Annotated in this window: 18 protein-coding genes and 1 pseudogene; 14 read left to right on the top strand and 5 right to left on the bottom strand. The window is 58.3% G+C overall.

Translation table 11 applies throughout. The annotated features are described in order from the left end of the window. Positions 1–70: 70 nt before the first annotated feature. From AB7M26_RS19295 to AB7M26_RS19245, 11 genes are all read left to right on the top strand, one after another. Complete coding sequence (locus AB7M26_RS19295) at positions 71–1,447, top strand: NfeD family protein (RefSeq protein WP_123494949.1); 1,377 nt, start codon at positions 71–73, stop codon at positions 1,445–1,447. Between the two features lie 332 nt (positions 1,448–1,779). Next, a complete protein-coding gene (locus tag AB7M26_RS19290) occupies positions 1,780–1,998 on the top strand; it encodes a hypothetical protein (RefSeq protein WP_123494950.1) in 219 nt (72 codons plus the stop codon). Positions 1,999–2,582: 584 nt separating this feature from the next. After that, positions 2,583–3,713 (top strand): cellulose biosynthesis protein BcsQ, encoded by a 1,131-nt coding sequence (bcsQ, locus tag AB7M26_RS19285; protein WP_429385769.1) that lies wholly within the window; start codon positions 2,583–2,585, stop codon positions 3,711–3,713. After that, positions 3,710–5,941, top strand: a complete 2,232-nt coding sequence (bcsA, locus tag AB7M26_RS19280) for a UDP-forming cellulose synthase catalytic subunit (protein ID WP_123494953.1) — start codon at positions 3,710–3,712, stop codon at positions 5,939–5,941. The genes bcsQ and bcsA overlap by 4 nt, the downstream gene beginning before the upstream one ends. A 41-nt stretch (positions 5,942–5,982) precedes the next feature. Beyond that, complete coding sequence (bcsB, locus tag AB7M26_RS19275) at positions 5,983–8,241, top strand: cellulose biosynthesis cyclic di-GMP-binding regulatory protein BcsB (protein ID WP_123494955.1); 2,259 nt, start codon at positions 5,983–5,985, stop codon at positions 8,239–8,241. Between the two features lie 7 nt (positions 8,242–8,248). Next, positions 8,249–9,490 carry a cellulose synthase complex periplasmic endoglucanase BcsZ gene (bcsZ, locus tag AB7M26_RS19270; RefSeq protein WP_123494956.1) on the top strand — a complete coding sequence of 414 codons (1,242 nt, stop codon included), beginning with the start codon at positions 8,249–8,251 and terminating at the stop codon, positions 9,488–9,490. Beyond that, entirely contained in the window at positions 9,466–13,326 is a 3,861-nt protein-coding gene (locus AB7M26_RS19265; RefSeq protein ID WP_429376168.1) for a cellulose biosynthesis protein BcsC, read from the top strand. Before bcsZ ends, AB7M26_RS19265 begins: the two co-directional genes overlap by 25 nt. 17 nt (positions 13,327–13,343) lie before the next feature. Then, positions 13,344–14,012 (top strand): SGNH/GDSL hydrolase family protein, encoded by a 669-nt coding sequence (locus AB7M26_RS19260; protein WP_095631972.1) that lies wholly within the window; start codon positions 13,344–13,346, stop codon positions 14,010–14,012. After that, positions 14,009–14,683, top strand: a complete 675-nt coding sequence (locus AB7M26_RS19255) for an alginate O-acetyltransferase AlgF (RefSeq protein WP_123494958.1) — start codon at positions 14,009–14,011, stop codon at positions 14,681–14,683. The genes AB7M26_RS19260 and AB7M26_RS19255 overlap by 4 nt, the downstream gene beginning before the upstream one ends. 18 nt (positions 14,684–14,701) lie before the next feature. After that, positions 14,702–16,111, top strand: coding sequence for an MBOAT family O-acyltransferase (locus AB7M26_RS19250; RefSeq protein WP_123494959.1), 1,410 nt, complete (start codon positions 14,702–14,704; stop codon positions 16,109–16,111). Further along, positions 16,111–17,271 (top strand): alginate O-acetyltransferase AlgX-related protein, encoded by a 1,161-nt coding sequence (locus tag AB7M26_RS19245; protein ID WP_123494960.1) that lies wholly within the window; start codon positions 16,111–16,113, stop codon positions 17,269–17,271. Before AB7M26_RS19250 ends, AB7M26_RS19245 begins: the two co-directional genes overlap by 1 nt. Before the next feature lie 476 nt (positions 17,272–17,747). On the opposite strand, the gene AB7M26_RS19240 is transcribed toward AB7M26_RS19245, so the two are convergent. Next, on the bottom strand, positions 17,748–18,866 hold the full coding sequence (locus AB7M26_RS19240) for an NADH:flavin oxidoreductase (protein ID WP_123494961.1): 1,119 nt from the start codon (positions 18,864–18,866) through the stop codon (positions 17,748–17,750). A gap of 102 nt (positions 18,867–18,968) precedes the next feature. Between AB7M26_RS19240 and AB7M26_RS19235 the strand changes: the two genes are divergently transcribed. After that, positions 18,969–19,343: a winged helix-turn-helix transcriptional regulator gene (locus AB7M26_RS19235; RefSeq protein WP_123494962.1), complete on the top strand. Its 375-nt coding sequence runs from the start codon at positions 18,969–18,971 to the stop codon at positions 19,341–19,343. Positions 19,344–19,374: 31 nt separating this feature from the next. Beyond that, positions 19,375–19,630: pseudogene (locus tag AB7M26_RS19230) on the top strand (beta-propeller fold lactonase family protein); the annotation flags it as partial. 3 nt (positions 19,631–19,633) lie between these two features. On the opposite strand, the gene AB7M26_RS19225 reads toward AB7M26_RS19230, so the two are convergent. Both AB7M26_RS19225 and AB7M26_RS19220 read right to left on the bottom strand, forming a co-directional pair. After that, entirely contained in the window at positions 19,634–20,671 is a 1,038-nt protein-coding gene (locus AB7M26_RS19225; protein ID WP_123494963.1) for a polysaccharide deacetylase family protein, read from the bottom strand. Between the two features lie 13 nt (positions 20,672–20,684). Further along, positions 20,685–21,245, bottom strand: a complete 561-nt coding sequence (locus tag AB7M26_RS19220; protein WP_123494964.1) for an ester cyclase — start codon at positions 21,243–21,245, stop codon at positions 20,685–20,687. A gap of 271 nt (positions 21,246–21,516) precedes the next feature. Here AB7M26_RS19220 and AB7M26_RS19215 point away from each other — a divergent pair, with 271 nt between their 5' ends. Beyond that, entirely contained in the window at positions 21,517–22,440 is a 924-nt protein-coding gene (locus tag AB7M26_RS19215; RefSeq protein ID WP_123494966.1) for a LysR family transcriptional regulator, read from the top strand. A 327-nt stretch (positions 22,441–22,767) separates the two neighbouring features. On the opposite strand, the gene AB7M26_RS19210 is transcribed toward AB7M26_RS19215, so the two are convergent. Continuing rightward, positions 22,768–23,994 carry a maltoporin gene (locus AB7M26_RS19210; RefSeq protein ID WP_123494967.1) on the bottom strand — a complete coding sequence of 409 codons (1,227 nt, stop codon included), beginning with the start codon at positions 23,992–23,994 and terminating at the stop codon, positions 22,768–22,770. Between the two features lie 231 nt (positions 23,995–24,225). After that, positions 24,226–25,890 (bottom strand): glucose-6-phosphate isomerase, encoded by a 1,665-nt coding sequence (gene pgi / locus AB7M26_RS19205; RefSeq protein WP_123494968.1) that lies wholly within the window; start codon positions 25,888–25,890, stop codon positions 24,226–24,228. Positions 25,891–26,077: the final 187 nt, after the last annotated feature.

The raw sequence follows: 26,077 nt of genomic DNA, 5'->3' as shown, positions 1-26,077 counted from the left end.
TCACCCATGACTGACTCAACTACGCTTTGAGTGAGGGTTGTAGGCTGTCATACCCGCAACTGGAGGTCCCGTGAACAGTCACTGGTGGTGCCGCCTGCTCTTGCTAATCATACTGATCGGGTTACCGACGGGTTCGACGATGGCGGCAGGCAGTGTCGTGGTACTGACCGTCAACGATGCTATCGGTCCGGCCAGTGCCGACTACGTGGAGCGCGGCTTGGCGCGTGCGGTGACCGAGGGCGCGCAGTTGGTGGTCATCAGCCTCGACACCCCCGGCGGGCTGGACACCTCGATGCGCTTGATTATTAAGGCGATTCTGGCCAGCCCCTTGCCAGTGGCAAGTTTCGTCGCCCCCAGTGGCGCACGTGCGGCCAGCGCCGGCACCTATATTTTGTATGCCAGCCACATTGCCGCGATGACTCCCGGCACCAATCTGGGCGCTGCTACACCGGTGCAGATCGGCGGCCTGCCCGGGACCGCGCCCGAATCGCCGGGCCCACCCACCACCGACAAGGATTCTGCGCGTGAGCCGCAAGATGCCTTGACTCGAAAACAGATCAACGATGCGGCGGCTTACATCCGTGGCCTTGCGCAACTACGTGGACGCAATGCCGACTGGGCCGAACAAGCGGTACGTGAATCGCTTAGCCTGTCGGCCCACGAAGCGCTAAAACTCAAGGTGGTCGATTATGTGGCCAATGACGTGGCAGACCTGCTCAAGCAACTGGACGGCAAGAGCCTGAATGTCTCTGGTCAAATGTTGAAGCTGAACACCGCCGGGGCTGCACTCATCGACCATGCGCCTGATTGGCGCACACAACTGCTGGCGGTGATCACTAACCCCAGCGTAGCGTTGCTGCTGATCATGTTCGGGGTCTATGGCTTGATCTTCGAATTCATGAACCCAGGGTCGGGCGTTGGTGGGGTGCTCGGTGGCATCTGCCTGTTGCTGGGGCTGTATGCCCTACAACTGTTGCCCGTGAATTACGCCGGGGTCGGACTGATCCTGCTAGGGATCGCCTTCATGATCGCCGAGGCGTTTCTACCGAGTTTCGGTGTAATCGGCTTCGGCGGGGTGGTTGCTTTTGTAGTGGGCGCAGTGATTTTGATGGACACCGATGTACCGGGCTTCGGCATTCCGTTGACGCTGATCATCGGCATGGCACTGATCAGCGCCCTGTTGCTGATGACGCTGGTCGGCGTGGCGCTCAAGGCCAGACGCCGTGCCTTGGTCAGCGGCGATGCGGGCTTGGTCGGCAGCCAGGCCACGGTGACGGGACTGCTGCCGGGTTTGCCGATGAGCGGCTGGGTGCAATTGCAGGGCGAAAGATGGCAAGTACAGAGTCGCTCGCCCCTGCACCTGGGCCAGCAGGTCCGGGTGGTGGCGCGCACGGGCGTGATGCTGGAGGTCGTTGCGCTGGAGGAAACGCCATCGCGAGGAGATTGATGCGTGTTCGTGCTGCCAGTCCTGCCGTCCGAAGGCCCGCCTTCTGCGGGCTTTTACCCGCGTTTTCGTATCCGCCCTGTCATGCCTTCGTCACACCCACCCTGCACAATGCGGTCAGCCAAAAGGATTTGGCCCCATCGACAGAGCGCTCGGCCAAGTGTCGGTTTTTTTCGTTCCAGCGACATGCTTTTCACGAAGTGCTCACATTACGGAGCGCAGATTGAACGGACAAAAGGATTTGACCCCATACAGAGAGCCCGCCATGCGCGGGCTTTTTGTTGTCAGCCATTCCCGCTGCTAAGCTTTCCACTCCCTCGAATGGAGTCGAAGCGATGCCCTACCCTGAATACTCTCTCGCCGATGATCTTGAACGCCTGCATCTCAACCAACTTGCCCTGGAGGCTGCGCTGATGGAGCTGACCTCACTGGTTGAGAAACAAGGTCATGCCGCGGCTGGCGACAACGTCCGCAGCGCGCTTCAAACGATCGGTGAAAACGCCGGACACATCAAACAGGGCTTGGCCAAGCTGAGGGCCCAAGGCCCACATTGATCAAGGCAGCCCCAATGGAAAGGCGGGAAAAGCCAAAGAAAGACTTTTCTTTAGACAAAAAAATGGACCTCTTTTTAGAGATCCATTTTTTAATGCTTGGAGCGGGAAACGAAACTCCCATCTAGCGTCCGACATATTGAAACCCAAGGAGCTTCTTTTATTCCTGAAGCAGAATGGATTTGTTTTCAAGATATATAAAGATTTTTGAAATCGTCACTACCCCTTTCAAATACATCAGCCAACTTATTTAATGCATAACCCTGCATCAAATCATTGAAGGCGATCAACACTCCATAGCGCCACCCCCGAAAAAACACGCCTATTACCCATCACCACATCACACAGCCACCGAACCGTCATTATCAGGCGCAATCTAACACTCCACACTTCCCACGAATAACATAACATCTTAATAACACTCAAATTAACATTAACAGACCTCGCTGACTTTTTATAACAATCATTGACACCCAGACGCCGGCACCCTAGATTAATGGCACTCTGCCAACGCCAAGACGACACATAAACTTTGTTAAGTTAATGGAATGCTGAGTTTCTGAGTTATTTCATTCCTGGTACAACGCATGAAATATGTTGACGATATTACGAAACTCTTTACACGTTTTGGCGCCAATGCGCAGAGTTACCAGGAAATACAACCAAACTATAAAGATTTCAAAGACGACCCGATTACACCTGTACTGGCTGAGCCTGAACCGTCGATAGCCTTGCCTCCCCCAACATCAACGCCAACGCCCACTATGTTTTTAGTGGACGAGCCACAGCCTTCTTTATTGATTGGCGCGCCCAAATCCCATCCCCTGACCGAGCCACCCGCGAGTTCTGCTACGGGTGACCGTCAGCGATTGAGCGACCTGTTGCGTGAACTCAATCAGGTTCGTCGAGACGGTCTGCCAGAAACGACTCGCAAGCGGACCAAGGCGAAGGTCATTGCTATCGTTTCGGCGAACGGTGGGGTGGGTAAAAGCACCGTCGCCGCTGGCCTGGCAAAAACACTTCGGCGCCCTGGCGGGCGCACCATCGCGATTGATCTGGACCCTCAGAACGCGCTGTCCAGCCACTTGGGTATCACCAGGCAGGTTCCCGGGTTGATCCAGCTCAAAGAGCAAGGCGCAAACTGGGGCGCTCATCGCCTGCCGGGCTTTAGCGACAGTGAGTGCCTGCCCTTCGGCACTGGCGATATGAACGATCGCCGCTTGCTCAGGCAGTTGATGCTTGAAGACTCTGACTGGTTGAATCAGCACCTTGCGTCAATGAATCTCAGCGAAAACGATACCGTGATCCTGGACACGCCTTCGGGTGCGACCGTCTATTCGCAACAGGCGCTCGACGCCGCCGATCTGGTGCTGGTGATGACGGTGGCCGACGCGGCCTCCTACCTGGCGCTGGACACCATGACCCAGTGGCTGGAAACCACCCGACGACGCGCGCAACGGCACCGGTATGTGCTCAACCAACGGGATGACTCGCGTTCGTTCAGCAGGGACATGGGTGTGCTGTTTGTGCGGCGGCTCGGCGCTGACCTGATCGGGACGATTCGTCTCGATCACCAGTTCAACGAGTCGCTGGCCTATGGTCGGGACCTCCTCCAGTACGCGCCTTTGAGCATTGGCTGTCAGGACATTCTTTCGCTGTCAGGCGCGGTCCATGCCCTGCTTTTCGCGGATGCTACCAACCAGCAGGGCACGCCATGACCGCCCAGCTGAATCAGCTACCTCCAAAGACGTGGCGGTTGCAGGGGCTACTGGATACTTTCCAGGATCGCGTCAGTCGATGGCCCGTGCGTTGGCGCCAAAGCCTGAAGATCTCAGCCGGGCTGATCGCGGCATTGTTGGTGCTGGGCATCCTCACTGCGCCGCTGAATCTGTATTCCCAGGCAGCGTTTGCCGCCGTCTGTTTTGCCGCCAGCCTGGTCATCCGCAAGCAAGCCGGGCGTCTGGCGATCCTGACCCTGATCACTCTCTCGCTGATCGCTTCGTTGCGTTACATGTACTGGCGCCTGTCCGACACCCTGAACTTCGAAAATTGGCAGGATGCCGTATTTGGCTACGGGCTGGTGCTGGCCGAACTGTATGCCTTGCTCGTCCTGGTCTTCGGCTATGTACAGACCGCCTGGCCGCTGCACCGCAAACCGCAGTTTCTGCAACAGCCGCCCGCAGAATGGCCAACGGTAGACGTCTTCATTCCTACCTATAACGAATCATTGGGTATCGTCAAACTGGTGGTGCTCGCCGCTCAAGCCATTGACTGGCCCGAGGGCAAACTGCGGGTACACATGCTCGATGACGGACGCCGCGAGGAATTCAAGGTTTTCTGTGAGCAGATTGGTGTCAACTACATCACCCGCGACAACAATCAACATGCCAAGGCCGGCAACCTCAATGAGGCACTCAAAGTCACCGATGGCGAGTTCATTGCCATATTCGACGCCGACCACGTGCCCACCCGCTCCTTCCTGCAGATCACCATGGGCTGGTTTTTAAAGGACCCGAACCTGGCGTTGCTGCAAACGCCGCACTTTTTCTATTCACCCGATCCGTTCGAAAAAAACCTCGATACCTTTCGCTCGGTACCCAATGAAGGTGAGCTGTTCTACGGCCTGGTGCAGGACGGCAACGACCTGTGGAACGCGGCCTTCTTCTGTGGCTCCTGCGCGGTCATTCGGCGGACTCATTTGCTGGAAGTCGGCGGCATCGCCACCGAAACCGTGACCGAGGATGCGCACACGGCACTCAAGCTCAATCGCCGTGGTTTCAATACCGCTTACCTCGCCGTTCCACAAGCGGCGGGACTGGCCACCGAAAGTCTTTCCCGACACATCAGCCAACGCATACGCTGGGCGCGGGGCATGGCGCAGATTTTTCGGACCGACAATCCGTTGTTTGGCAAAGGACTGAACCTGGGGCAGCGCATCTGCTACCTCAACGCCATGATGCACTTTTTCTACAGCCTGCCCCGCCTGGTGTTCTTGACCGCCCCCTTGGCCTACCTGTTTTTCGACGCGCAGATTTTCCATGCCTCGGCATTGATGGTCACGGTCTATGTACTGCCGCATATTTTCCATTCCAGCCTGACCAACTCCAGCATCCAGGGACGCTTCCGCCATTCGTTCTGGAACGAAGTGTATGAGTCGGTATTGGCCTGGTACATCATGCGACCGGTGCTGTTGGCCCTGATCAGCCCTTCGCTGGGCAAGTTCAACGTGACCGACAAAGGCGGCACCCTCGATAAGGACTATTTCAACTGGAAGCTCGCGCGGCCTTACATCGTCCTGCTGACCTTGAACATGATCGGTCTGGCGATCGGCGTGGTGAAACTGATCGGAAGTGATTCGGCCGAGGCCACTACCCTGCTGATCAACCTGGCCTGGACCGTGTACAACATCGTCATCGTCAGCACTGCCGTGGCGGTAGCCACTGAATCCTCTCAGGTACGCAACGAACCCAGAGTGCCCGCGGATCTGCCCGTGCGCATCTATCGCGAAGACGGCACCTGGTTCGATTGCGTAACCCGGGACTTCTCACAAAACGGCGTGGGTCTGGCACTGCCACCGCAGGTTCTGCTCAGTGTCAATGAGAAGCTGCGACTGTGCATTCTGCGCACACCGCCCTCAAGCCTCTTTCCCGCCAAAACAGTCTTCAGCAACGACAACGTGGCGGGCGTGCAATTCGAGGCTTTGACCCTGCGCCAGCAAAGTGAGCTGGTGCGACTGACCTTTTCACGGGCCGATACTTGGGCCAACACGTGGGGTAACGGCCGCCTCGACGCGCCCATGTCGGCGTTGCGCGAGGTCAGCAGCATTGGCTTTCGCGCCATCCTGCGCTTGTTCGTAGCAACCCTAAAGGACAGCCAGGCGCTGCTGCGCAAACGCCCGAACACTCCATCACCCATCGACTCCACCGCGGACACGCAACGATCTTGAAGCCTTCCATTCGCCGGACCTTTCTTCCTCGTCGCTCACTCATGCTGATCACCTGCTCGCTAGTGGGCTGGAGCGGCTGGGTATTGAGTGCTGCCGCCCAAATCAACGCCACAGAACCGGCGATGATGCCGGTTACAGCGTTGCCCGGGACCGATGCCCCGGGCAACAGCTATACCCGCACCCTCAAGGAGCTGGGCAAAAGCTATTCGATGACCCTTAAAGGCGTGGAGGCTACCGACAGTGTGAACTTCGATGTGCGCGCCGATGAAGTCGTCACGGCTGCGCAGGTCACGCTGCAGTACAGCTACTCACCGGCGCTGCTGGCCGACCTTTCGCAAATCAATGTGCTGGTCAACGATCAAGTGGCCGCCAGCCTGCCCCTGCCGAAGGAAGAGGCCGGTAAATTGCAGACCCGGACCGTGCAGATTCCGCCGCAGACCATCACCGAATTCAACCGGCTCAGCCTGCAGTTCATCGGTCACTACACGATGCAATGTGAAGACCCTTTGCACTCCAGCCTATGGGCCCGGATCGGCAACGAGAGCCAGCTGAGCCTCCAGGTGTCCTCGATTAAACAGCCCAACGACCTGTCCGCCCTGCCGCTGCCCTTGTTCGATCGTCGAGACGCCTCGCCCCTGAAGTTGCCCTTCGTGTTCGCCGCGCGCCCGGGCGGCCCTGAGCTTGAGGCCGCCGGTATCCTGTCGTCCTGGTTTGGCGCCCTGGCCAGCTACCGCGGCGCCACCTTCCCCGCCAGCCTCACCAGCCTGCCGGCCAACGGCAACGCCGTGGTGTTTGTCAGCGGCAGCGAATCAACGGCCTTGAGTGGCTTACCGATCAAAGAGGCCACGGGGCCGACATTGACACTCGTGAGCAACCCCAATGATGCTCAGGGCAAACTGTTGATCGTCTCCGGGCGCGATGGCGCCGATCTCAAGGTCGCCGCCACAGCGCTGGCCCTCGGTGGCTCGGCCTTTTCCGGGCAGAGCGTAGTGATCGACCGGATCGACTCGCTCAAGCCACGCCGACCGTATGACGCGCCTAACTGGCTGCCTTCCGATCGGCCGGTTCGCCTGGGTGAACTGGCGACGCCCGCAGAGCTCAATGTGTCGGGTTATAACCCGGGACAAATGACGGTTGCGCTGCGCTTGCCACCCGACCTGTTCAACTGGCGTGAGCCCGGTGCGCAACTTGACCTGAAATACCGCTATACACCGCAACCGGTCTCCACCAATTCCTCGTTGCTGGTCAACTTCAACGACACCTTCATCAAGTCGATCGATCTGCCTTCTATCGAGAAACTCGGCAACAGCGACAGTCTGCTGGCGATGCTCAAAACCGATGACAGTCTGGCCCGTACGTCCCGGATGCTGTTGCCGCTCAATTCCGTAGCGCTGCAATCACGCCTGCAATTTCGCTTCATGTATGACTACATCAAACAGGGCGAATGCCGCGACATCATCATCGACAACATGCGCGGTGTCATCGACCCGGACTCGACCCTGGACCTCAGCCAATACGAACATTTCATGGCCATGCCCAACCTTGGGGTGTTCAAGGACAGTGGCTTCCCGTTCACTCGTATGGCCGACCTCTCTGAAACATCGGTGATCCTGCCCAACGAGCCAGGCCCGGCCGATCTGAGCGCCTACCTGACCCTCCTGGGCCGCTTCGGCGATTCCACCGGTTATCCGGCCACCGGCGTGAAGGTGGTCCACGCCGACCAGGTGGCCGAGCAAAGCGACCGGGATTTGCTGGTACTCGCCTCGGGCAACAATCAGCCGCTGCTTGCGCAATGGCAAAGCCTGCTGCCGGCCAAGGGCGAAGAGGCTGCGCAGTACTTTGAACTGTCTGACCTGCCCTTGCGTGTGCGCAACTGGATCAGCCCGGATACGAAAACCAATCTGCGTGAAGCGCGCAGCAGCTTCAGGTTCGCCGCTGACGACGGCAGTGCTTATCTGACTGGATTCGAATCGCCGCTCAAGAGTGGCCGCAGTGTGGTGTTTATCGCCAGCGCAAGGCCCAACGGCTTGGCCGACGTAACCAACGCCCTGCTCAGCAGCGAAGAAAACGCCCGCGAGTTGCAAGGCAGTCTGGTGGTGGTCAGGGGCAAGCATGTCGAATCGCTGGTTGCCGAGCAGGATTACTACGTCGGGAGCTTGGGCCCATTGCGCTATCTGCAGTGGTACCTCTCGCAAAACGTAATGGCGCTCATGCTGTTCACGCTCCTCGGGATCCTGCTGCTTGCTTCGATGGCCTACCTGGCCCTGCGCTTACGGGCCAAACGTCGTCTTGGTCAATGAGTCGCGCATGCCTGTGTCGTCCATGAGCCGCCGAGGTGTTTCACTTCGCCAGTGCCTGCGCGGTAACACGCGCAGGTTGAGCGCTGTGCTTGCGCTTGCCCTGCTGGCGCCTGCGATAGCGGCCGGGAAATCCTGTGAGTCGCCAGCCTGGCCACTGTGGCAAACCTATGCAACGCGCTTCGTCCAGGCCGACGGCCGGGTTCTGGAATCGAGCCAGGAAAACAATCACAGCACCTCTGAAGGGCAGTCCTACGGCATGCTCTTCGCACTGATCGGCAACGATCAGCCACGCTTTGACAAACTCTGGCGCTGGACCTCAGCCAACCTCGCAGGCTCCGCCACCGCCACACGCCTGCCGGGCTGGTTATGGGGGCAAGGCACGGACGGTCAGTGGCGCCTGCAAGACGCCAATTCGGCCGCCGACGCCGACCTGTGGATCGCCTACACCTTGCTCGAAGCCGCACGCCTGTGGCATCGGCCGGACTATCACCAGGACGCCCTGCACCTGATGGCGACAATTGAAGCGCAATTGGTCGTCAAGCTCCCCGGGCTGGGCCCGATGGTGTTGCCTGGACCACAAGGCTTCGTCCAGCCGGACGCTCTCTGGCGCCTGAACCCCAGCTACCTGCCACTGCCACTGTTACGACGGCTGGCCAAGGAAGCACCCTCCGGGCCCTGGCAAGCGATTGCCAACAACACCGCGATGATGATTGCCCAATCAAGCCGCCACGGTTTCGTCGCTGACTGGGTCGGTTATCAAGGCACTTCAGCGCAATCGGGTGCCTTCACAAGCGACCCGATCCACGGCGACACGGGCAGCTACGATGCCATTCGCGTGTACCTCTGGCTGGGCATGAGCGATACCTCCGAACTGCTGGCAGCGCGCCTGCTCAAACGGCTGGACGGCATGGCCCGCAGCACTGTCGCAACGGGTTCTCCCCCAGAAACAGTCCAGGTTCTCCATGGCACTGTTCAGGGTCAGAGCCCGTTCGGATTCTGGGCGGCACTGATTCCCTACCTTGAGGCCAAGGGCCAACCCGGGTTGGCCGATCAGCAACGACGCCGGGTGGAGCTCGCCTTGCACGAGGCACTGGCCAGGCCTGATGGCGAAGCCGGTCCACCGCGTTACTACAACTTCATGCTCAGCCTGTTCGCCCTCGGATGGGCAGATAAACATTACCGATTCCGGGAAGACGGAACGCTGAAACTCTCCTGGGAGACCGCATGCACGCGCACCACCGCACGCTAGCCATCGCCGTCATGAGCGCATGGACGGCTGCTGCACACGCTCAAAGTCCGACACCACAGGCATTACTCGTCGAGCAAGGGCAGTACTGGCAGTTGCACAAAAACCCTCAACGCGCTGCGGAAGTCTGGCTCAAAGTCCTGCTGCTGGACCCGGCCCAGGTTGACGCACTGTATGGCCTGGGCTTGATCGGCGTGCAACAGGGCAAGCCACAACAGGCACAGCAATACCTCGCCCGCTTGCAGGCCATCCAGCCACCGCCTCGGCAGGCACTGCAATTGGCGCAGGACATCAATGTGGCCCAACCGCAGAACCAGCAGCGTCTGGACGAGGCTCGGCGCCTCGTCGATGCCGGTGAGCGTGACAAGGCAACTGCAGTGTTTCGCTCGCTGTTCGATGGCCGTCCACCTCAAGGCACGATCGGCCGCGAGTATTACAACAACCTTGCCTTCAATCAGGCTGAATGGGCTGAAGCACGCAGCGGATTTGAGCGCCTGCAACGTGAGATGCCCAACGACTCGATCGTCGCGCTGTTTTACGCCAAGCATCTGGTGCGCCGTGAAGACAGCCGTGCCGAGGGTATTCGCGCCCTGGCCGCGCTGACCCAGCGTGCCGACATTGCCGGTGATGCCGACGAAAGCTGGCGCCTGGCGCTGACCTGGATCGGTCCGCCCAATCCGGCACAAGTGCCGTTGTTCGAGGCGTACCTCAAGACGCATCCGGATGACGTGGAAATCCGGGCGCAGATGAACAAGGGCAAGCAACAGGTGGCAACGACGGCCAGCAAGGAATGGCAACCGCCTGCCGAAGTCGCGCGCGGCCTGAAGGCGCTCAAAGAAGGCGATCAGGCCACCGCCGAACAGGCTTTTCAAGCACGCTTGAAAAGCCGGCCCGACGATGCTGACGCGCTGGGCGGCCTTGGGGTTATTCGCCAGCAGCAACACCGACTGGCCGAAGCGGAAAAGCTCTTGAGTCAGGCCACACGACAAAACGACGGCAGCCGCTGGCAAGTTGCGCTGAACGAAGTGCGCTACTGGTCAGCATTGCAGCAGGCCCGCGACGCCCAGGCCAAAGGCCAGACAGCCCAGGCACAGGTCTTGGTCAACCAGGCGCTGCGGCTGAATCCAAACGGGGTGGATGCTCGCCTCGCCTTGGCGGATATTCAGGCCAACGCGGGCCAGTTCGATGACGCTCAGCGCAACTATCGGCAGATTTTGAACCAGCGCCGCGACGACCCTCAAGCACAGGAAGGGCTGGTTAATGTGCTGCTCAAGAGCGGCAAGAACGATGAAGCCCTTCAACTGATCAACAGCCTGCCCGCCACCGGACAGGCAAAGATCGGCCAGTCCGCACGCCTGCAAGCCTTGCGCGCGACGCAACTGGCCGCCCTCGCCGAACAACGCAACGACCTGCCCGCGGCGCGCAACGCCTTGCAAGACGCGCTGCGCGTTGAGCCGGACAACATCTGGACACGTTTCGCCCTGGCCCGCCTGAACCTGGCGATGGGCGAACCGCAAAAGGCTCGGGACCTGATCAACGCCATGCTCCAGGCCCGCCCCGACAATGCCGATGCGCTTTACGTCAGCGCCTTGCTCTCGGTGCAGATGGGTGAGTGGAAAGCCGCCCAGACAACGTTGGGACGCTTGCGCCCCGACCAGCGCACCCCGGACATGGACGCGCTGGCCGCTGATGTCAGCCTCAACCTGCAACTCAGCCAAGCGATCGAGTTGGGCAAGCGCGGCCAGCGCCAGGAAGCCCTGACCTTGCTCGATCGTATTCAGCCGACGGCCAACAACAGTCCAGATCGCACGGCGAACCTGGCCTCGGCCTATGTCGACATCGGCGAACCAACCCGTGCGCTGGCCCTCATGCGCGGTCAGTTGCAAAACACCACGGCACCCTCGGCAGACTTCATCCTGCAATACGCCGCGGTCCTGCTTAAAACCGGAGAAGACGCACAGGTCAACGAGATTCTGCGCGACCTTCAGAACAGGCCCTTGAATGCGCCGGCTCGCAAGCGTTTCGACGACCTGCTCTATCGCTATCGCATCCGCCAGGCTGACCAGTTGCGTGAACGAGGCAATCTGGCCAGCGCTTATGACACGCTAGCACCCGCACTGGCACAACGTCCCGGTGACAGCGCGGCCGTCGCGGCATTGGCGCGGATGTACTCGGCCAACGGCGACACGGCAAAAGCCCTCGAACTTTACAAACCACTGTTACAACGTCAGCCAAACGACCCGCAACTGCTATTGGGTGCTGCCGACGCGGCGGTGTTGGCACAGGACACGGCCTTTGCCGAACAGGCGCTGCAACAGCTGCTCAAGACTGAATCCGGCAACCCTCAAACGCTGACAGAGGCCGCCCGCCGCTACCAGAACATGGGCCAGACCGGCACGGCGACCGATCTGCTGCGCAAAGCGGTGGCCATTGAACAGAGCGAGAAACGCAGGAGCCAGGGAGGCCAACTGGCCGGCTCGACGGTGGCGCCCAACCCTTTTGCCGGGATTTCGGGTCCACGTAGCGAGGTCAGTCGCGACACCTTGCTGGCAGCGATCCCGCCACCGGTTCAGGAGATGCCGGGCAGCGTGAGGTCTCACACCCCTTTTGGCATCGACGCCCCGCCACGGCCACAGCAGGCAAGCAATCGATTCGAGTCGCAGCTGCCGCGCGCAGCACTGGTGAGCGAGGACATCAGCCCCGCGCAACTGGCGCTGAATAGAATCCTTCAGGAGCGCAGCGCCTACGTCACCCAGGGCGTGAGCATTCGCAGCAACAACAGTGAGTCGGGGTTGAGCAAACTGACCGATGTTGAAACACCGCTGGAAATCAATATCCCGCTGGATGAAAGCCGCGTCGCCCTGCGCGTGACGCCCGTCTCGCTGAACGCTGGCAGTGTCAGCGGCGATGCACTGTCGCGCTTTGGGAGCGGTGCGCAGAGCGACGGTGTCGGCTCGCAAAAAGCCGAGGGTGTCGGCCTTTCCGTCGCTATTCAACGGCCTGCGGATGGGTTCAAAGCTGATCTGGGCACCACCCCGCTCGGCTTCAAATACACCACCGCCACTGGCGGCATCAGCATTGATCGCCCCGTGAGCGACTCCTCTAATGTCCGTTACGGCGTGAGCGTTTCCCGGCGTCCGGTGACTGACAGCGTCACCTCGTTTGCCGGCACCACGGACAAACGCAGCGGGCAGTCCTGGGGCGGCGTGACCGCCAACGGCGGGCGTGGCCAGTTGAGCTTTGACGACAACGAAGTCGGCGCCTATGGCTACGCCTCCTGGCACCAGCTGTTGGGCAACCATGTCGAGTCCAACAGCCGCAGTGAGCTGGGCAGCGGTGTCTACTGGTACCTGCAAAATGCAACGGATAGCAAGCTGACCGTCGGCCTGAGCATGACCGGCATCAGCTACGCCAACAATCAGGACTATTTCACCTATGGCCACGGCGGCTATTTCAGCCCGCAGACGTTCTTCGCCCTGGGCATTCCGGTGACCTGGGCACAACGCACCGGGCGCTTGACGTATCAAGTCAAAGGCTCGGTCGGCGTGCAGCATTTCGAGCAGGACAGCGCTGACTATTTCCCCAACGACAAAGCCCTGCAAGCGGCCTCGGGGCTGCGCTACGAAGGGCAAAACAAAACCGGGATCGGCTACAGCGTCGCCGCGGCGGCTGAATACAAGGTCGCTTCGAACTTCCTGCTGGGCGCCAATCTGGGCTTGGACAACGCCCACGACTACCAACAACTCAGCGGCGCCCTGTCTTTGCGCTACCAGTTCGAAGATATCAGCGGCCCCATGAGCCTGCCGGTCAGCCCGTACACCTCGCCTTATTCCAACTGATCATTCTGGAGTTTTCGATGCCCACTTCTGCCCTTGCCGGCCTGTCCCTCCTTGTTCTTGGGGAGAGCCATATGAGCCTCGCGGACCATTTGCTGGAGCCGCTGCACGACAACCTGACTCGCCAAGGCGCCCTGGTTCATTCCATCGGTGCCTGCGGTGCCAGCGCCAGCGATTGGCTGATCAGCAAAAAGGTCGACTGCGGCGCCGAGCGCAAAGGCAACGACAAGATCGTGATCAAAGGACGCGAGGCAACCACCACACCGATCCAGGACCTGATCGCCGCCGACAAACCCGACCTGGTGGTACTGGTCATCGGCGACACCATGGCGTCCTATGACAAACCAGTGTTTCCGAAGGCCTGGGCATGGCAAAGCGTCACCGGCCTGGCCAAGGCCATCGCGGCCACCGGGACCCGTTGCGCCTGGGTGGGCCCGGCCTGGGGCAAAGCCGGTGGCATGTACCAGAAGAATGATGCCCGCACCCAGTTGATGTCGCAGTTTTTGGCCGCGAACGTGGCGCCTTGCACCTACATCGATTCGCTGACGCTCTCCAAACCCGGGCAGTGGATCACCACCGATGGGCAACACTTCACCGTCGCCGGTTATCAAGCATGGGGCACTGCGATTGGCGGTGCGTTGGCCAAACTGCCCGCCAACACCGTCAGCAGCACAGGAGCCGGTAAATGAGCCGATCCGCATGTGGCTGGGCGCTGTTCGCGCCCTTGATGCTGAGCCTGCACGCCCAGGCCGCCGACATTGCCCTGTACCCGACAGGCCCGGATCAGGACTCGGCCTTCCTGCGCTTTATCAACGCTGCTGACCAACCGTTGCAGCTGCTGGCCGAAGGCTCTCGAGCCAGCCTCAAACTGGAAGGCTCGAATGCCGTGTCCGACTACCTGCCCGTGCCCGCCAACCAGCCGATCAAGGGCACCCTGGAACGCAACGGCAAAAGCCAGCCACTGGACATCCAGGTGGCAGCAGGCGAATTCGCGAGCGTGATCGCTTTGCCAGACAGCGCTCAAGGTATCCGCCAGGTCGTCATCCGTGAGCAACCCGACGACTTCAATAGCCTGAGAGCCTCGCTGGCATTTATCAGCGCCGATCCAGCGTGCACCCAGGCCGGTTTGCGCGCTGCGGGGAAGAACGCCGACCTGTTCAAGGAGGTGGCCGACGGCAGCGTGCAACGTCGTGCGATCAACCCGGTCAGCCTGTCGGTTCAATTGGTCTGCGCCCAAACCAACGTCGGTGCCCCGCTTGACCTGGGCCAGCTCAAGGCCGGCGAGCGCTACAGCGTTGTGCTGCTACCTGGCGCAAAGGGTCCGCACCTGTTGCTCGCAACTGACGTCCTGGCCCACTGATCGGATCGCGCCACCACCATGGTTTTTGCCTCTCTCGAGTTTCTTACGTTGTTCCTGCCGCTGTTCTTGTGCACTTATGCAGTGTGCCCAGCCGCCTGGCGCAACGTCACGCTACTGATCGGCAGCTGGCTGTTCTATGGCTGGTTGAGCCCCCGGTTCCTCGCAGTGCATGTGGTGCTGACGATCACGGCGTGGGTCGGCGGTTTGCTGATTGACGCCTCGCGGGAAAAAGGCAAGGGCCGCGTGCGGCTACTGGTGATGCTGATCGTGCTCAACACGGCGGTGCTGTGCTGGTACAAATACGCCAACATTGTCGCCGGCACGTTGATCGATGCCGTCACCTGGTATGGCGCCATGCCGCTGGACTGGCAGCGGGTCATCATGCCGGCCGGGCTATCGTTTATCGTATTGCAGGCGATTTCCTATCTGGTGGATGTACACCGCCGCACCGTGCCGGTCGAACGCAGCTTTATTAATTACGCCACCTATATTTCGATGTTCGGCCACTCGGTCGCCGGCCCCATCATTCGCTATGACTGGGTTCGGCGTGAGTTGAATCAGCGTCACTTCAACCTGCAGAATTTCTCGCTGGGCGCACGCCGGTTCATGGTAGGGATGAGCATGAAGGTGCTGGTGGCCGACACCCTGTCGCCGGTGGTCGATGTGGCGTTCAGTTTGCCAAGCCCCAGCTTCTCCGACGCCTGGGTTGGCTGCCTTGCCTATTCCCTGCAACTGTTCTTCGACTTCGCCGGCTACAGTGCCATGGCGATTGGGCTGGGGCTGATGCTGGGTTTTCACTTTCCCGAGAACTTCGACCGTCCGTATCTGGCCAACAGCATCCAGGACTTCTGGCGTCGTTGGCACCTCTCGCTGTCCAGCTGGTTACGTGACTATCTCTATATTTCGCTGGGTGGCAATCGCAACGGCACCTGGAAGACCTATCGCAACCTGTTCCTGATCATGGCCATCGCCGGCCTCTGGCACGGTGGCGATAGCTGGAATTATCTGCTGTGGGGCAGCGCCCATGGCATTGCGTTGTGTGTGAATCGTGCCTGGAACAGCTCTACCCTGTCCCCGGTACCGCCGGTGCTTTCCCATGGGCTGACACTGCTGTTCGTTTGCCTGGCCTGGACACTGTTCCGCGCCCCCGACTTTCACAGCGCGCTACGTCTGTATGCCGGACAGTTCGGCCTGCAGGGCATCGCCCTCGGTGATGAACTGTCCGCGACCCTGCGTCCGGTACACGGCCTTGCGGGCTTGCTGGGTGTGTTCGGAATCGTTGCACCGCTGCTGCGCCCTTACTGTGAGAAACAACTGGGCGGCATTGCGTTTTACACTGCCGCTCTTTGGCCCATCGCCGGTTTAATGCTGTCGTTCGCACTGATCGCCAGTCGCGAAACCGTACCCTTCCTGTACTTCCAATTCTGATGACGAACCTAAAGCACACCCCGCCCCCCACTCCGCCAGATGATTTGGCGACACGCAGCAGTCGGTTGGCAGGCGTGGCGCTGCTGATATTCCTGTTCGTCGGACTGCTGTCCTCTGGCCGTCTGATTGTCTCAGGGCAAATCTCGCTACCCGATAAAGTGCTGCCCCCGCAGATTCTTGACGGCGATATCACGCATCGGATCGCCAAGGAACTGTCGAACGCTCAACTCCCCACGACCTTCGCCGAGCTGGAGCGCGGTGCCAGTTGGCTGCTCCTCGGTGACACCGGGCCGAGGGTTCGCTCGGGTTGTACTGACTGGTTGTTTTTGGCCGATGAGCTCAAGGTCAATGATCAAGCGCAGCGCAATGCCGATGCCAAAGTCCAGGCAGTGATTGATCTGAAGCAGCAGCTCTCCCAACGTGACATCAGCCTGCTGGTGGTCATCGTTCCAGACAAGAGCCGCATCGCTTCCGGGCAGCGTTGCGCACTGCACCGTCCAGCCGTTCTCGAAGGGCGCATACAGACCTGGGCCTCGAAATTAGATGTGGGTGGCGTGCCGAATCTGGACCTCACCGGTGCGCTGATGCCACTGGGGGCCAGTGCCTGGTTGCGCACCGATACGCACTGGAGCGAATCCGGCGCGAAGGCGGCGGCCGACGCCATCACCCAGCGCCTGAAGACCCTGGGCATCAGCGCAACGCCACGCAGGTCATTCAACGAAAGTCATGCCCCGCTCGCGGTGCGACCTGGCGATCTGGTCCATCTGGCGGGCATCGACTGGCTGCCGCTTAACTGGCAACCCGCACCCGAAATGGTCGCCCAAACCAGCACCCACGAACTTCCCGTTGCGTCAGCCGACAGCCCTGATACTGAGGCAGACCTCTTTGGCGATGCCGATCTCCCCAACACCGCGCTCATCGGCACCTCATTCTCGCGCAACTCCAACTTTGCAGGGTTTCTGCAGCAGGCACTGGGCGCCCCCGTGGGTAACTTCGCCAAAGACGGCGGAGCGTTCTCTGGCGCGGCAAACAGCTACCTCAACAACCCGGCCTACAAAGAAACGCCGCCCAAGCAAATCATCTGGGAGATCCCGGAGCGGGACCTGCAGTCGGCTTACATCGACCCCATTGCCTCTGATTTTAAAGTCACCAGCGAGTAGCTGACGCCCCGCTGACCAGGACCCGAAGCGTTCGGGCCCGCGCTTCGTGCCAGCCTCGACGAGCAATATGAATGCTGAGGAAAGCCACGAGTTTTATACAGTCCATCTCGGCTTGCCTGCTCCGCTAGCCTAGTCGCCGATGCATTTTTCGCCGCAGCCTTGCAGCTCCAATTGGTGGATGCCCCGCGACGCACAAACATGGACGCCATGACACGGTGCCCACTCGCGCCATGAAGAATCTAGCGCTACATTAATTAGCGACGCTGTGTAGCCTGCGTATAAACTCCCGGGCCACACTGCAACGCAATCCTGTTTGCGTGGGGGTTGAGTGGCCTTAACATGTTCGGTCATTGAAACAGTCAGGGCGCACTCAACAACAGATTACGACTCGACCTCGCAAAATCCGAGGCGAGACCTCTGATTTCTTCAGGCTAAAACCTTTGTAACATTACACTTTCCATACTCCGTAATAAGGCTCAAACCAATTCGGCTAAAGATGCCGGATTGAAGCCCTTCAGATCTGCGTAATCGCCATTTTCCACCTTGGTTGCCCAATCCTTGTCACTTAGCAGAACACGCCCTACAGCGATCAGATCAAACTCTTCGCGCTCCATGCGCTCGACAAGCCGATCCAAACTCGCAGGGGTTGATCCCTTGCCGGCGAAGGCATTAGTAACATCATTATCTAGCCCAACCGAACCGACGCTAATGGTTGTGGCTCCAGTGACTTTCTTCGCCCAGCCCGCGCAGTTCAGCCCGTTCTCACCGTCAATTTCGGGAAACTCAGGTTCCCAGAAACGTCGCTGCGAGCAGTGCAGGACGTCGACACCGGCCTCGACCAATGGCAGCAGCCAGTCTTCCATCACAGCTGGTGTTTCAGCGACGCGTACGCCGTAGTCCTGTTGCTTCCACTGGCTGACGCGCATGATGATCGGGAATTCAGGGCCAACAGCATGACGAACAGCAGATACGATCTCGCTGGCAAAGCGCGAGCGTTCCTTGATTGTCGGGCCGCCGTAGCGGTCGGTGCGCAGATTGGTACCAGACCAGAAAAACTGATCGATCAGATAACCATGGGCTCCGTGGATCTCAACGGTATCGAAGCCCAGTCGTTTGGCATCCGCTGCGGCCTTGGCGAACGCTGCTACCGTGTCGGCAATGTCCTCTTCACTCATCGCCACACCACGCAGGTCACCTGGCGAATCAAGGCCCGACGGGCTTTCCACTGGCGCATCAGGCTCCCAGTCGTTGATGTAACGCGTGGCACCGGTGTGCCAGATCTGCGGTGCCATGCGCCCGCCAGCGTTGTGGACCGCATCGATCACGTTTTTCCACCCCGCCAGCGCCGCTTCGCCGTGAAAAAAAGGGATGCCGGAATCATTGCGTGATGCTGGGCGATCAACCACGGTGCCTTCCGACAAAATCAGCCCGACACCTCCCTCTGCCCGCCGCCGGTAATAGGCAGCGCTCGCTTCACCCGGGACGCCTTCGGGTGAGAACAGACGCGTCATCGGCGCCATGACAATCCGGTTTTTCAGTTCAAGCGATCGGATGGAAAGAGGACGAAATAAACCGCTGGTATCAAGCTTTGACATTGGATGGACTCCATTTGCTTTTGGAAGTCACATAAGTATATTTTGTAGACCTAATGTCAATTAGGCACCTAGAGTCGCCTAGGTATACATGAGGAAACTTCGATGCTGGAATTAAAGCCGCAATGTTTTTCGTCGGAGTGCCCAAGCCGGGCGCTGTTCGACCAAATCGCAGACAAGTGGTCGATGATGGTTCTGGCGGTACTTGATGACGGGCCGCACCGTTTTAACGCCATCAGGCGTCGCCTGGAGGGCGTCACTCAGAAGGCACTTACACAGTCCCTACGGCGGTTGGAACGAAATGGTCTCGTCTCGCGCCAGATCATCTCGTTCTCGCCCGTGGCAGTGCAGTATGAGATCACCCCACTTGGTCTAACACTGCAGCAGCCATTTCGCGAATTGCATAAATGGACGCTCGACAAATTGCCTGAGGTTGAAGCTGCCCGGTTGAAGTTTGATGAGGCCGCGGAGGGAAGCTGACGATGCGAGTCTTTTTATTGACTCGCCGCCGCTGCCACCCTGCAACGCAGAATATTCGTCACCATCTAAAGCTGAGATTTTTCAGCGCGCCGGACTGCACAACGGCGCGCTGAGCCTGATTGAACGGTCAACGCCGGTGATCAGGTCACCCCATGGCCATCACCCCCGACGGCAAAGTGTTGTTTGCCGCCTTGCGGGTCAAGCCGTTTCAGGTGCTGGGCTACCGTATAGATCCCAAGAGCGGTCATTTGACTCCGCTGTCCAAAGCGCCGCTGGCAGAAAGCTTGTTTTTATAGTGTTTCAGCTTCGCGCGGAGTCAGCGGGCTGTTCTGGATGTAGCGTGCAATCTCGTCCTTGCGCATGAATGCGACCCCCGGCCGGCTCTTGGCGTAACGCAGAAACTCGTCCCAGACCCTCACCATCTGCGGCGAGCCGCTGATGCGGTCATGAGCGCTGACCGACATCATGCGGCGGCGTGTGCCGGCTTCTTCGTAGAGTTGATCGAAATCCAGCTTGATCTGCTCCAGGAACTGGGTCGGCGAATAGTTGCGGCCTTCGATTAGCAGGATGTCATTGTTGCGCAGTGTATATGGCACCACGACGAAGTCCTTGCCGTTGACCTGTTCGATGAAAGGCTCATCGCGACTCAGATCGTCGATGTGGTAGACGTAGCCCAACTCTTGTAGCAGCGACAACGTGTTCGGACCACGCCGCAGCCAGTTGCAGTTGTAGCCTATCGGTCGCTGGCCTGTGACTTCTTCGACCATGCTGGCTGCCTGGATGAGGAACTGCTTCTCCTCCTCGCGGCTCATCGCATACTGGGAGCTCCAGCGAGGACCGTGTCCGGCCGCTTCATGGCCGCGCGCAACGATCTCTCTTGCGATTTCGGGATGCCGCCGAGCGGCCTCCCCGATCATGTGCGAGGTCACCTTGACATGGTGGCGATCCCACAGATCGAGCATGCGTGGAATTCCCTCGCGATAACCGTAGGCGAACCAGGTATTGGCTGCTAGATCCGATGGAATGTCTGGCGGAAAATCTACCTTGGGGAAAGGACTGTCCGTACCTTTGGACGGCTGTCCACCCGCCTCAAATTGCATGGAAATGGAAATGACCAGCCGAATGCCGTCAGGCCAGAACTGACCATGGCGTGGCGTAGCCACGAGCTTTGACGTGGAGGGTGCAGCTTGCGCGGCTGCGGTAGCAGGGAACACCGCACTCGCAGCAAGGACGCCTGCTGCCGCCCCGGCTCGATTGAGAAACGTCCGGCGGCTGACTTGCTCCGATGTATTCGGGCCGTCAGCAATGGGTTCATGGTCAATGTTCATCAGTGCAATCTCCTTACTTGGCAATCAAGCCGAGCTGTTGCAGCAGGGTCAGATTGTCTTCGAGATGCCAGTTCTCAGCGATGCGACCTTCGACGACGCGATAAATATCGGTCGCGATGAAGTCGATCGGCTGCCCTCTGCCCTGGACGTTCTTGAACTGGCCGGTAAAGTGGCCGGTGAAACGCAAATGAGCGATGACTCGGTCGCCAACCACCATCATCTGCTCCACTTCACACTGGATATCGGGAATAGCCGCATGCATCGTTTTCGATGCCGCGATCGGCCCGGTGATGCCTTGGGGGCGACCTGGCGGCAGTGTTGAATCCTTGAAGTCGGGTGCCAGGGCGGCGCGCGCGAGAGCTTCGTCGCCGGTGGTCCAGAACGTGCCATAGCGGCGTGCGGCCAGGATCTGCGCCTCGACCTGTGTTTTCGCAAGACTATGGTCGACGATCACAGTGCGGGGCTGGACGAGCGAATCGGTCGCGGCGAAGACGGGGGTCAGCGCGACGGTGACCAGGGAAGTGAGTAACCAACAACTTGCGCGGGTCAGGCGCGCAACAGGCAAAAGCGACATGAGGATTCTCCAATCGATAGGTAATGAGGGATACACGGTCGAACCGCCGTTTGATAAAGGCTCGGCTGCTCAGGGGATGACTGATTGCTGATCGGTGACCAGTTCGATGACGACGCCGGATGCGCCTTCGAGGTCTCCGGTGACGATCGTTGCATGGTCAAGCTTCATGACGAGACTCTGGCTGTTTTTTCATGCCGCCATTTTGCATAGCTCTCTTCAATTTGATAATTGACGTATTATTTGAATAACTTTCAAAAAACTTCGAAATATCATGGACTACCTAGGCGACATCAGGCTGTTTGTCGAAGCTGCAAATCTCGGTGGATTGTCGGCTGCAGGCCGCAAGCTCGGGCTATCTCCCGCTGCCGCGAGTGCGCGCCTGGTTAAGCTCGAATCTGTGTTGCATACGCGCCTGTTCGAGCGCACGACACGCCACCTGCGCTTGACGGATGAAGGGCGGACGTATTTGTCCTATTGCCAGCAGGCACTTCAGGCACTCGACGATGGCAATGCCTTTCTCCAAGCTGGGAAAAGCGTTGTGGGTGGCAAGATGCGAATTTCCGCAACCTCGGATTTCGGTCGCAACGTGCTAAAGAGCTGGCTTGACCAGTTCAACACGCAATACCCTGAGGTGAGGTTCGCGCTGGTGCTGTCGGATTCGCTGTCGAATTTGTTGCAAGACGATATTGATCTTGCCATCCGATTTGGCGTGCCGCCGGACAGTTCCTTCGTTGCCCGCCCCCTGGCACCCAATCGGCGCGTGCTGTGTGCATCGCCTCGATATCTGGCAAAACACGGCGCACCCGAACATCCACGGGATTTGGAACGTTTCGACTGCATTGTCCTTAACTCTGTCGCCGGGCCTGCAAACGACTGGCGCTTTACCCGAAATGACAAAGTCGAAAGTTATAGGGTCCCGCTTGCAAACGCTCGCGAGACGAATGATGGCGCGGTCGCTCGAGAGTGGGCGGTTCACGGTTACGGCATTGCAATGAAATCGATGTGGGATATTGGCGCAGACCTACGAGCAGGACGCTTGAAGATTCTATTGCCGCAGTGGCGGTCTGAGGACGCGCCGGTACATGCCCTATATCAACGTAACCGGTATATGGCACCTCGCGTACGCGCCCTTCTCGAATTTCTGATCGAGCGCTTTGCAGAAGAATCCAGCAACCTGGACGAATATTTGAGCTGATACATTCGAATGTAGCTGCAAGAAGCGACGAAGCGGCGGCCTAGGTGACTTTCGCGCCGGTGCATCAGTGCGCAATTACAAACTCGATCACCGGATAAAAGGATGGTGACGTTGTCTCTCACTCTGAGTGACTCGCCTGAAACAGCTTCAACAATGTTCGATCGAGTATGGTGCTGAACGTCACAACGTTCAGCACCCTCTGACTCGCTCACTTCCTCTCGCGGTTCACCACTCCCTTCCTGTTTGAGAGGAAGCGTTGGATTGCCCTCGCTATCCGCAGTTGTTGAAGCAGGTCAGGGCTGATTGTCAGCCCTGTCATTTCAGGATTTATTTCCACCAATACTCGATCTGAACACCTACGTTGGAGCCTTGCAGGTCTGTACCAAACGCACCGGTATCAGACAACGCCGATCCCGGAGATTGCAAGCTGGCGGCGCGTTGCGCAGCCTTGTTCCAGGTAGCATAGGTGTAATACAGACGAAATTCCGGCCTGTCCCAGAATCCCGGGCCCTTCGGTGACCAGGTAGGCGCGATGGTGTACTTAGTGAGTTTTCGGGTACCGTCTGCAGCTTCAACCTGGTCGCGCCCAACTTCGGTGATCAACTTGAACTGGTCCGTGAACGCATAAATTGGCCGAACACCAATGGATAACCAGTTCTGATCATCACCATCAGGGCGCGTGTCTTTTTGATAGACCAATTCAACTTGACCACTAAAAGCATGAGTCATTTGCCAGTCGAAAAACTCCACGAGCCGCCAGCTCTTGTTGCTCTCATCCAACGTGGTATCACCGGTGTAGCCCAATGCGGTGCCCGGCCCTCGGCCGTATTGAACAGCGAACTTGTTGACTCCGCCAAGAAACGCGACCTGCTTGTGCTGGGCAACCACCGACCAGCCCTGATGAGCATTCTCGCGGCTCGGCTTGTCCAGATAACTGACGCCCAGTTGAACCTCGCCACCGGGATTTGTGTTGAATCCGCTGACGGTCACATCATGACGGGTAACAAAATCCTTTTGGAAGACGTTGTCCTTGCGTGAGAACACGTAGCTGTATTTCAGATCTCCCAATGCGACCTGGTCGAACCCAAAGCCTGTTGAGCTTTGGTTCCAGTAGAAGTAGTCGGAAATATTGATGTCGTTTCGGTTGTAGTAACGACGGCCCGCCCAGAAAGAACCGCCATTCAATGCCGGCATCTTGCTCCATTCAGCGTAGAGCTGACTCATCCGCGTATAGCCGTGCTCCCCGTCAAATTTTGGTTCATGGCCATACTCGTTATAAAACTGTGCCATGCCTTCCACGCTGACCACCGAGCCGTCGTCCAGTGAAAGCAGATCCTGGCGCAAATCCAGCTCCAGATATTGCTCACATTCGTTGCCAAGACGGTATTTGGATTGCGCGCCCGGTAGCTGAAAACACGACTGTTTCCCTCCTTGAGTCGAATCTCCAACTCCGGTTCTGAAATAACCACTGAAGTCTGTTGAATACGCGTCAACGGGCAAAAAGCCGACAGCAAAGGACGCACCCAGAACTGCGCTGAGAGTTTTAACGTTCATTCATAACACCTTTTGTTTGTTATATTTATTGGATAAGGCCGACGCGAACAGCACGCTTTTAATCAAAGTACGCGGTTAACTCCCACGCACCGGTTCTCGAAAGGGAAATACCAAGTTAAATCGAATAGAAAAGGCACCGCTGAACCAATGAGAAGAATCCAGGCATTGCCGGCGCAAAGTGACCAGACGAGCTAACGATAAGGCATTAGTCCCGTCCAATCTTATAAGGCTCTACCCCCGATGACGTCCTCGGAAGAAATCTATAAGACCCTGCGTCGAGGAATCATCAGCCGGTTGCGCGTCATAGCGAGTCAGGAGGCTATGGACGTTGTTACTTAGCTCCTTGCCCAGTTCCACGCCCCATTGATCAAACGAATTGACTCCCCAAATTACGCCCTGGACAAAGACCTTGTGCTCATAAAGGGCGATCAGCGCACCAAGGCTATGTGGATTGATGATCTCAAGAGCAACTGTATTGCTTGGCCGGTTACCGGGGATCACTTTATGCGGTGCCAGTCGTTCAATCTCACTGGATGAAAGGCCTTTGGCTTTTAGCTCTGCCTCAGCTTCACTGCGGGTTTTGCCCCACATCAGCGCTTGGCTTTGAGACAAGCAATTGGCGTACAGCCATTCCTGATGATCAGCCACTGGATTGTGGCTGACCACAGGCACAATGAAGTCAGCTGGAATCAGAGGCGTTCCCTGATGCAGCAACTGGTGGTAAGCGTGCTGTCCGTTACACCCCACGCCGCCCCAGATTACCGGGCCCGTGGTGCAAGTCACTGACGTGCCATCATGACGAACACTTTTGCCATTTGACTCCATGTCCATCTGCTGCAGATGCTTAACGAAGTTGCGCAGGTAATGGTCATAGGGCAAGAAAGCATAGCTTTGCGCACCCCAAAAATTGTGATACCAAACGCCGAGTACTGCTAAAAGAACAGGAAGGTTCTGTTCCAATGGTTCGTTCAGGAAATGCTGATCCATAGCGTACGCGCCGGATAGCAGTTCCTTGAAGTTAGCGATGCCAATGGCCAGCGCAATCGGCAGGCCAATTGCAGACCATAGTGAGTAACGGCCACCGACCCAGTCCCACATAGGAAAAATGTTTGCTTCACGGATACCGAAATCCAGCGCTGCCTGGCGATTACTGGTCACTGCAATGAAATGGCGATATAGCTTCTCTTCCGTTCCGCCCTTAGCCAAGTACCAGCTACGAGAAGCTTGTGCATTCTTCAAGGTTTCAAGAGTACCGAAGGTTTTGCTGGAGATGATGAACAGCGTTGTTTCTACGTTCAGTTCGGCTGTAACCTCTCGGAACTCACTGCCGTCGATATTAGCTAGATAATGGCACCGCACCCCATGCCGAGCAAAAGGCGCCAGCGCCTCAGAGACAAGCTCCGGGCCCAGAAATGAGCCACCAATACCAATGTTTACGACATCGGTGATGACCTTGTCGTTGTAACCACGCCACAGATGGTTATGGATACGACTCACAACGTCAGTCATCTGCGCCAGGGCTCCATGCACATCGCGCATCAAGTTGCGACCATCGACCATCAAAGCGTCCCCCACTGGTCGCCGCAGCGCCGTATGCAGCACTGGGCGCCCTTCGGAGCAGTTGATTTTCTCTCCACTGAACATGGCACGCGCGGCCTGTTCCACGCCTGCCTCGCGAGCAAGGTTTACAAGCAATGAACGCGTTTCGTGAGTGATGAGGTTTTTGGAGTAATCCAAAAAAAGCCCGCAGCCCGCCAAGGAAAAGTCTTGAAAGCGTTTACTGTTATCTCGAAAGGCATCGCGCATACTAAAATTTTTCATGCTCTCCCGATGGTCGAGCAGATTGCGCCATGCCGGCAGTGCAGTCACATCATTCGTTTTGTTGTAGTTATTCATGCTCAGCCCTTCTTCGCCAATACGGCTTGTGCCGTCTCAATCAACTCTTTTCTTGCCATTCAAATGTGGGCGTTTTGTAATTCTGCAAACGCAGAAGCGCCATCACAGGAATAAGCCCTGCATTGTGCAGTTACGACCCATTATCGGATTTACTCCCGCGAGGGCCAGCGTTCTCCATCGCGATTCA

The organism is Pseudomonas sp. F-14 TE3482, assembly GCF_053629455.1.
This window is presented reverse-complemented; position numbering and strand designations above follow the sequence as displayed.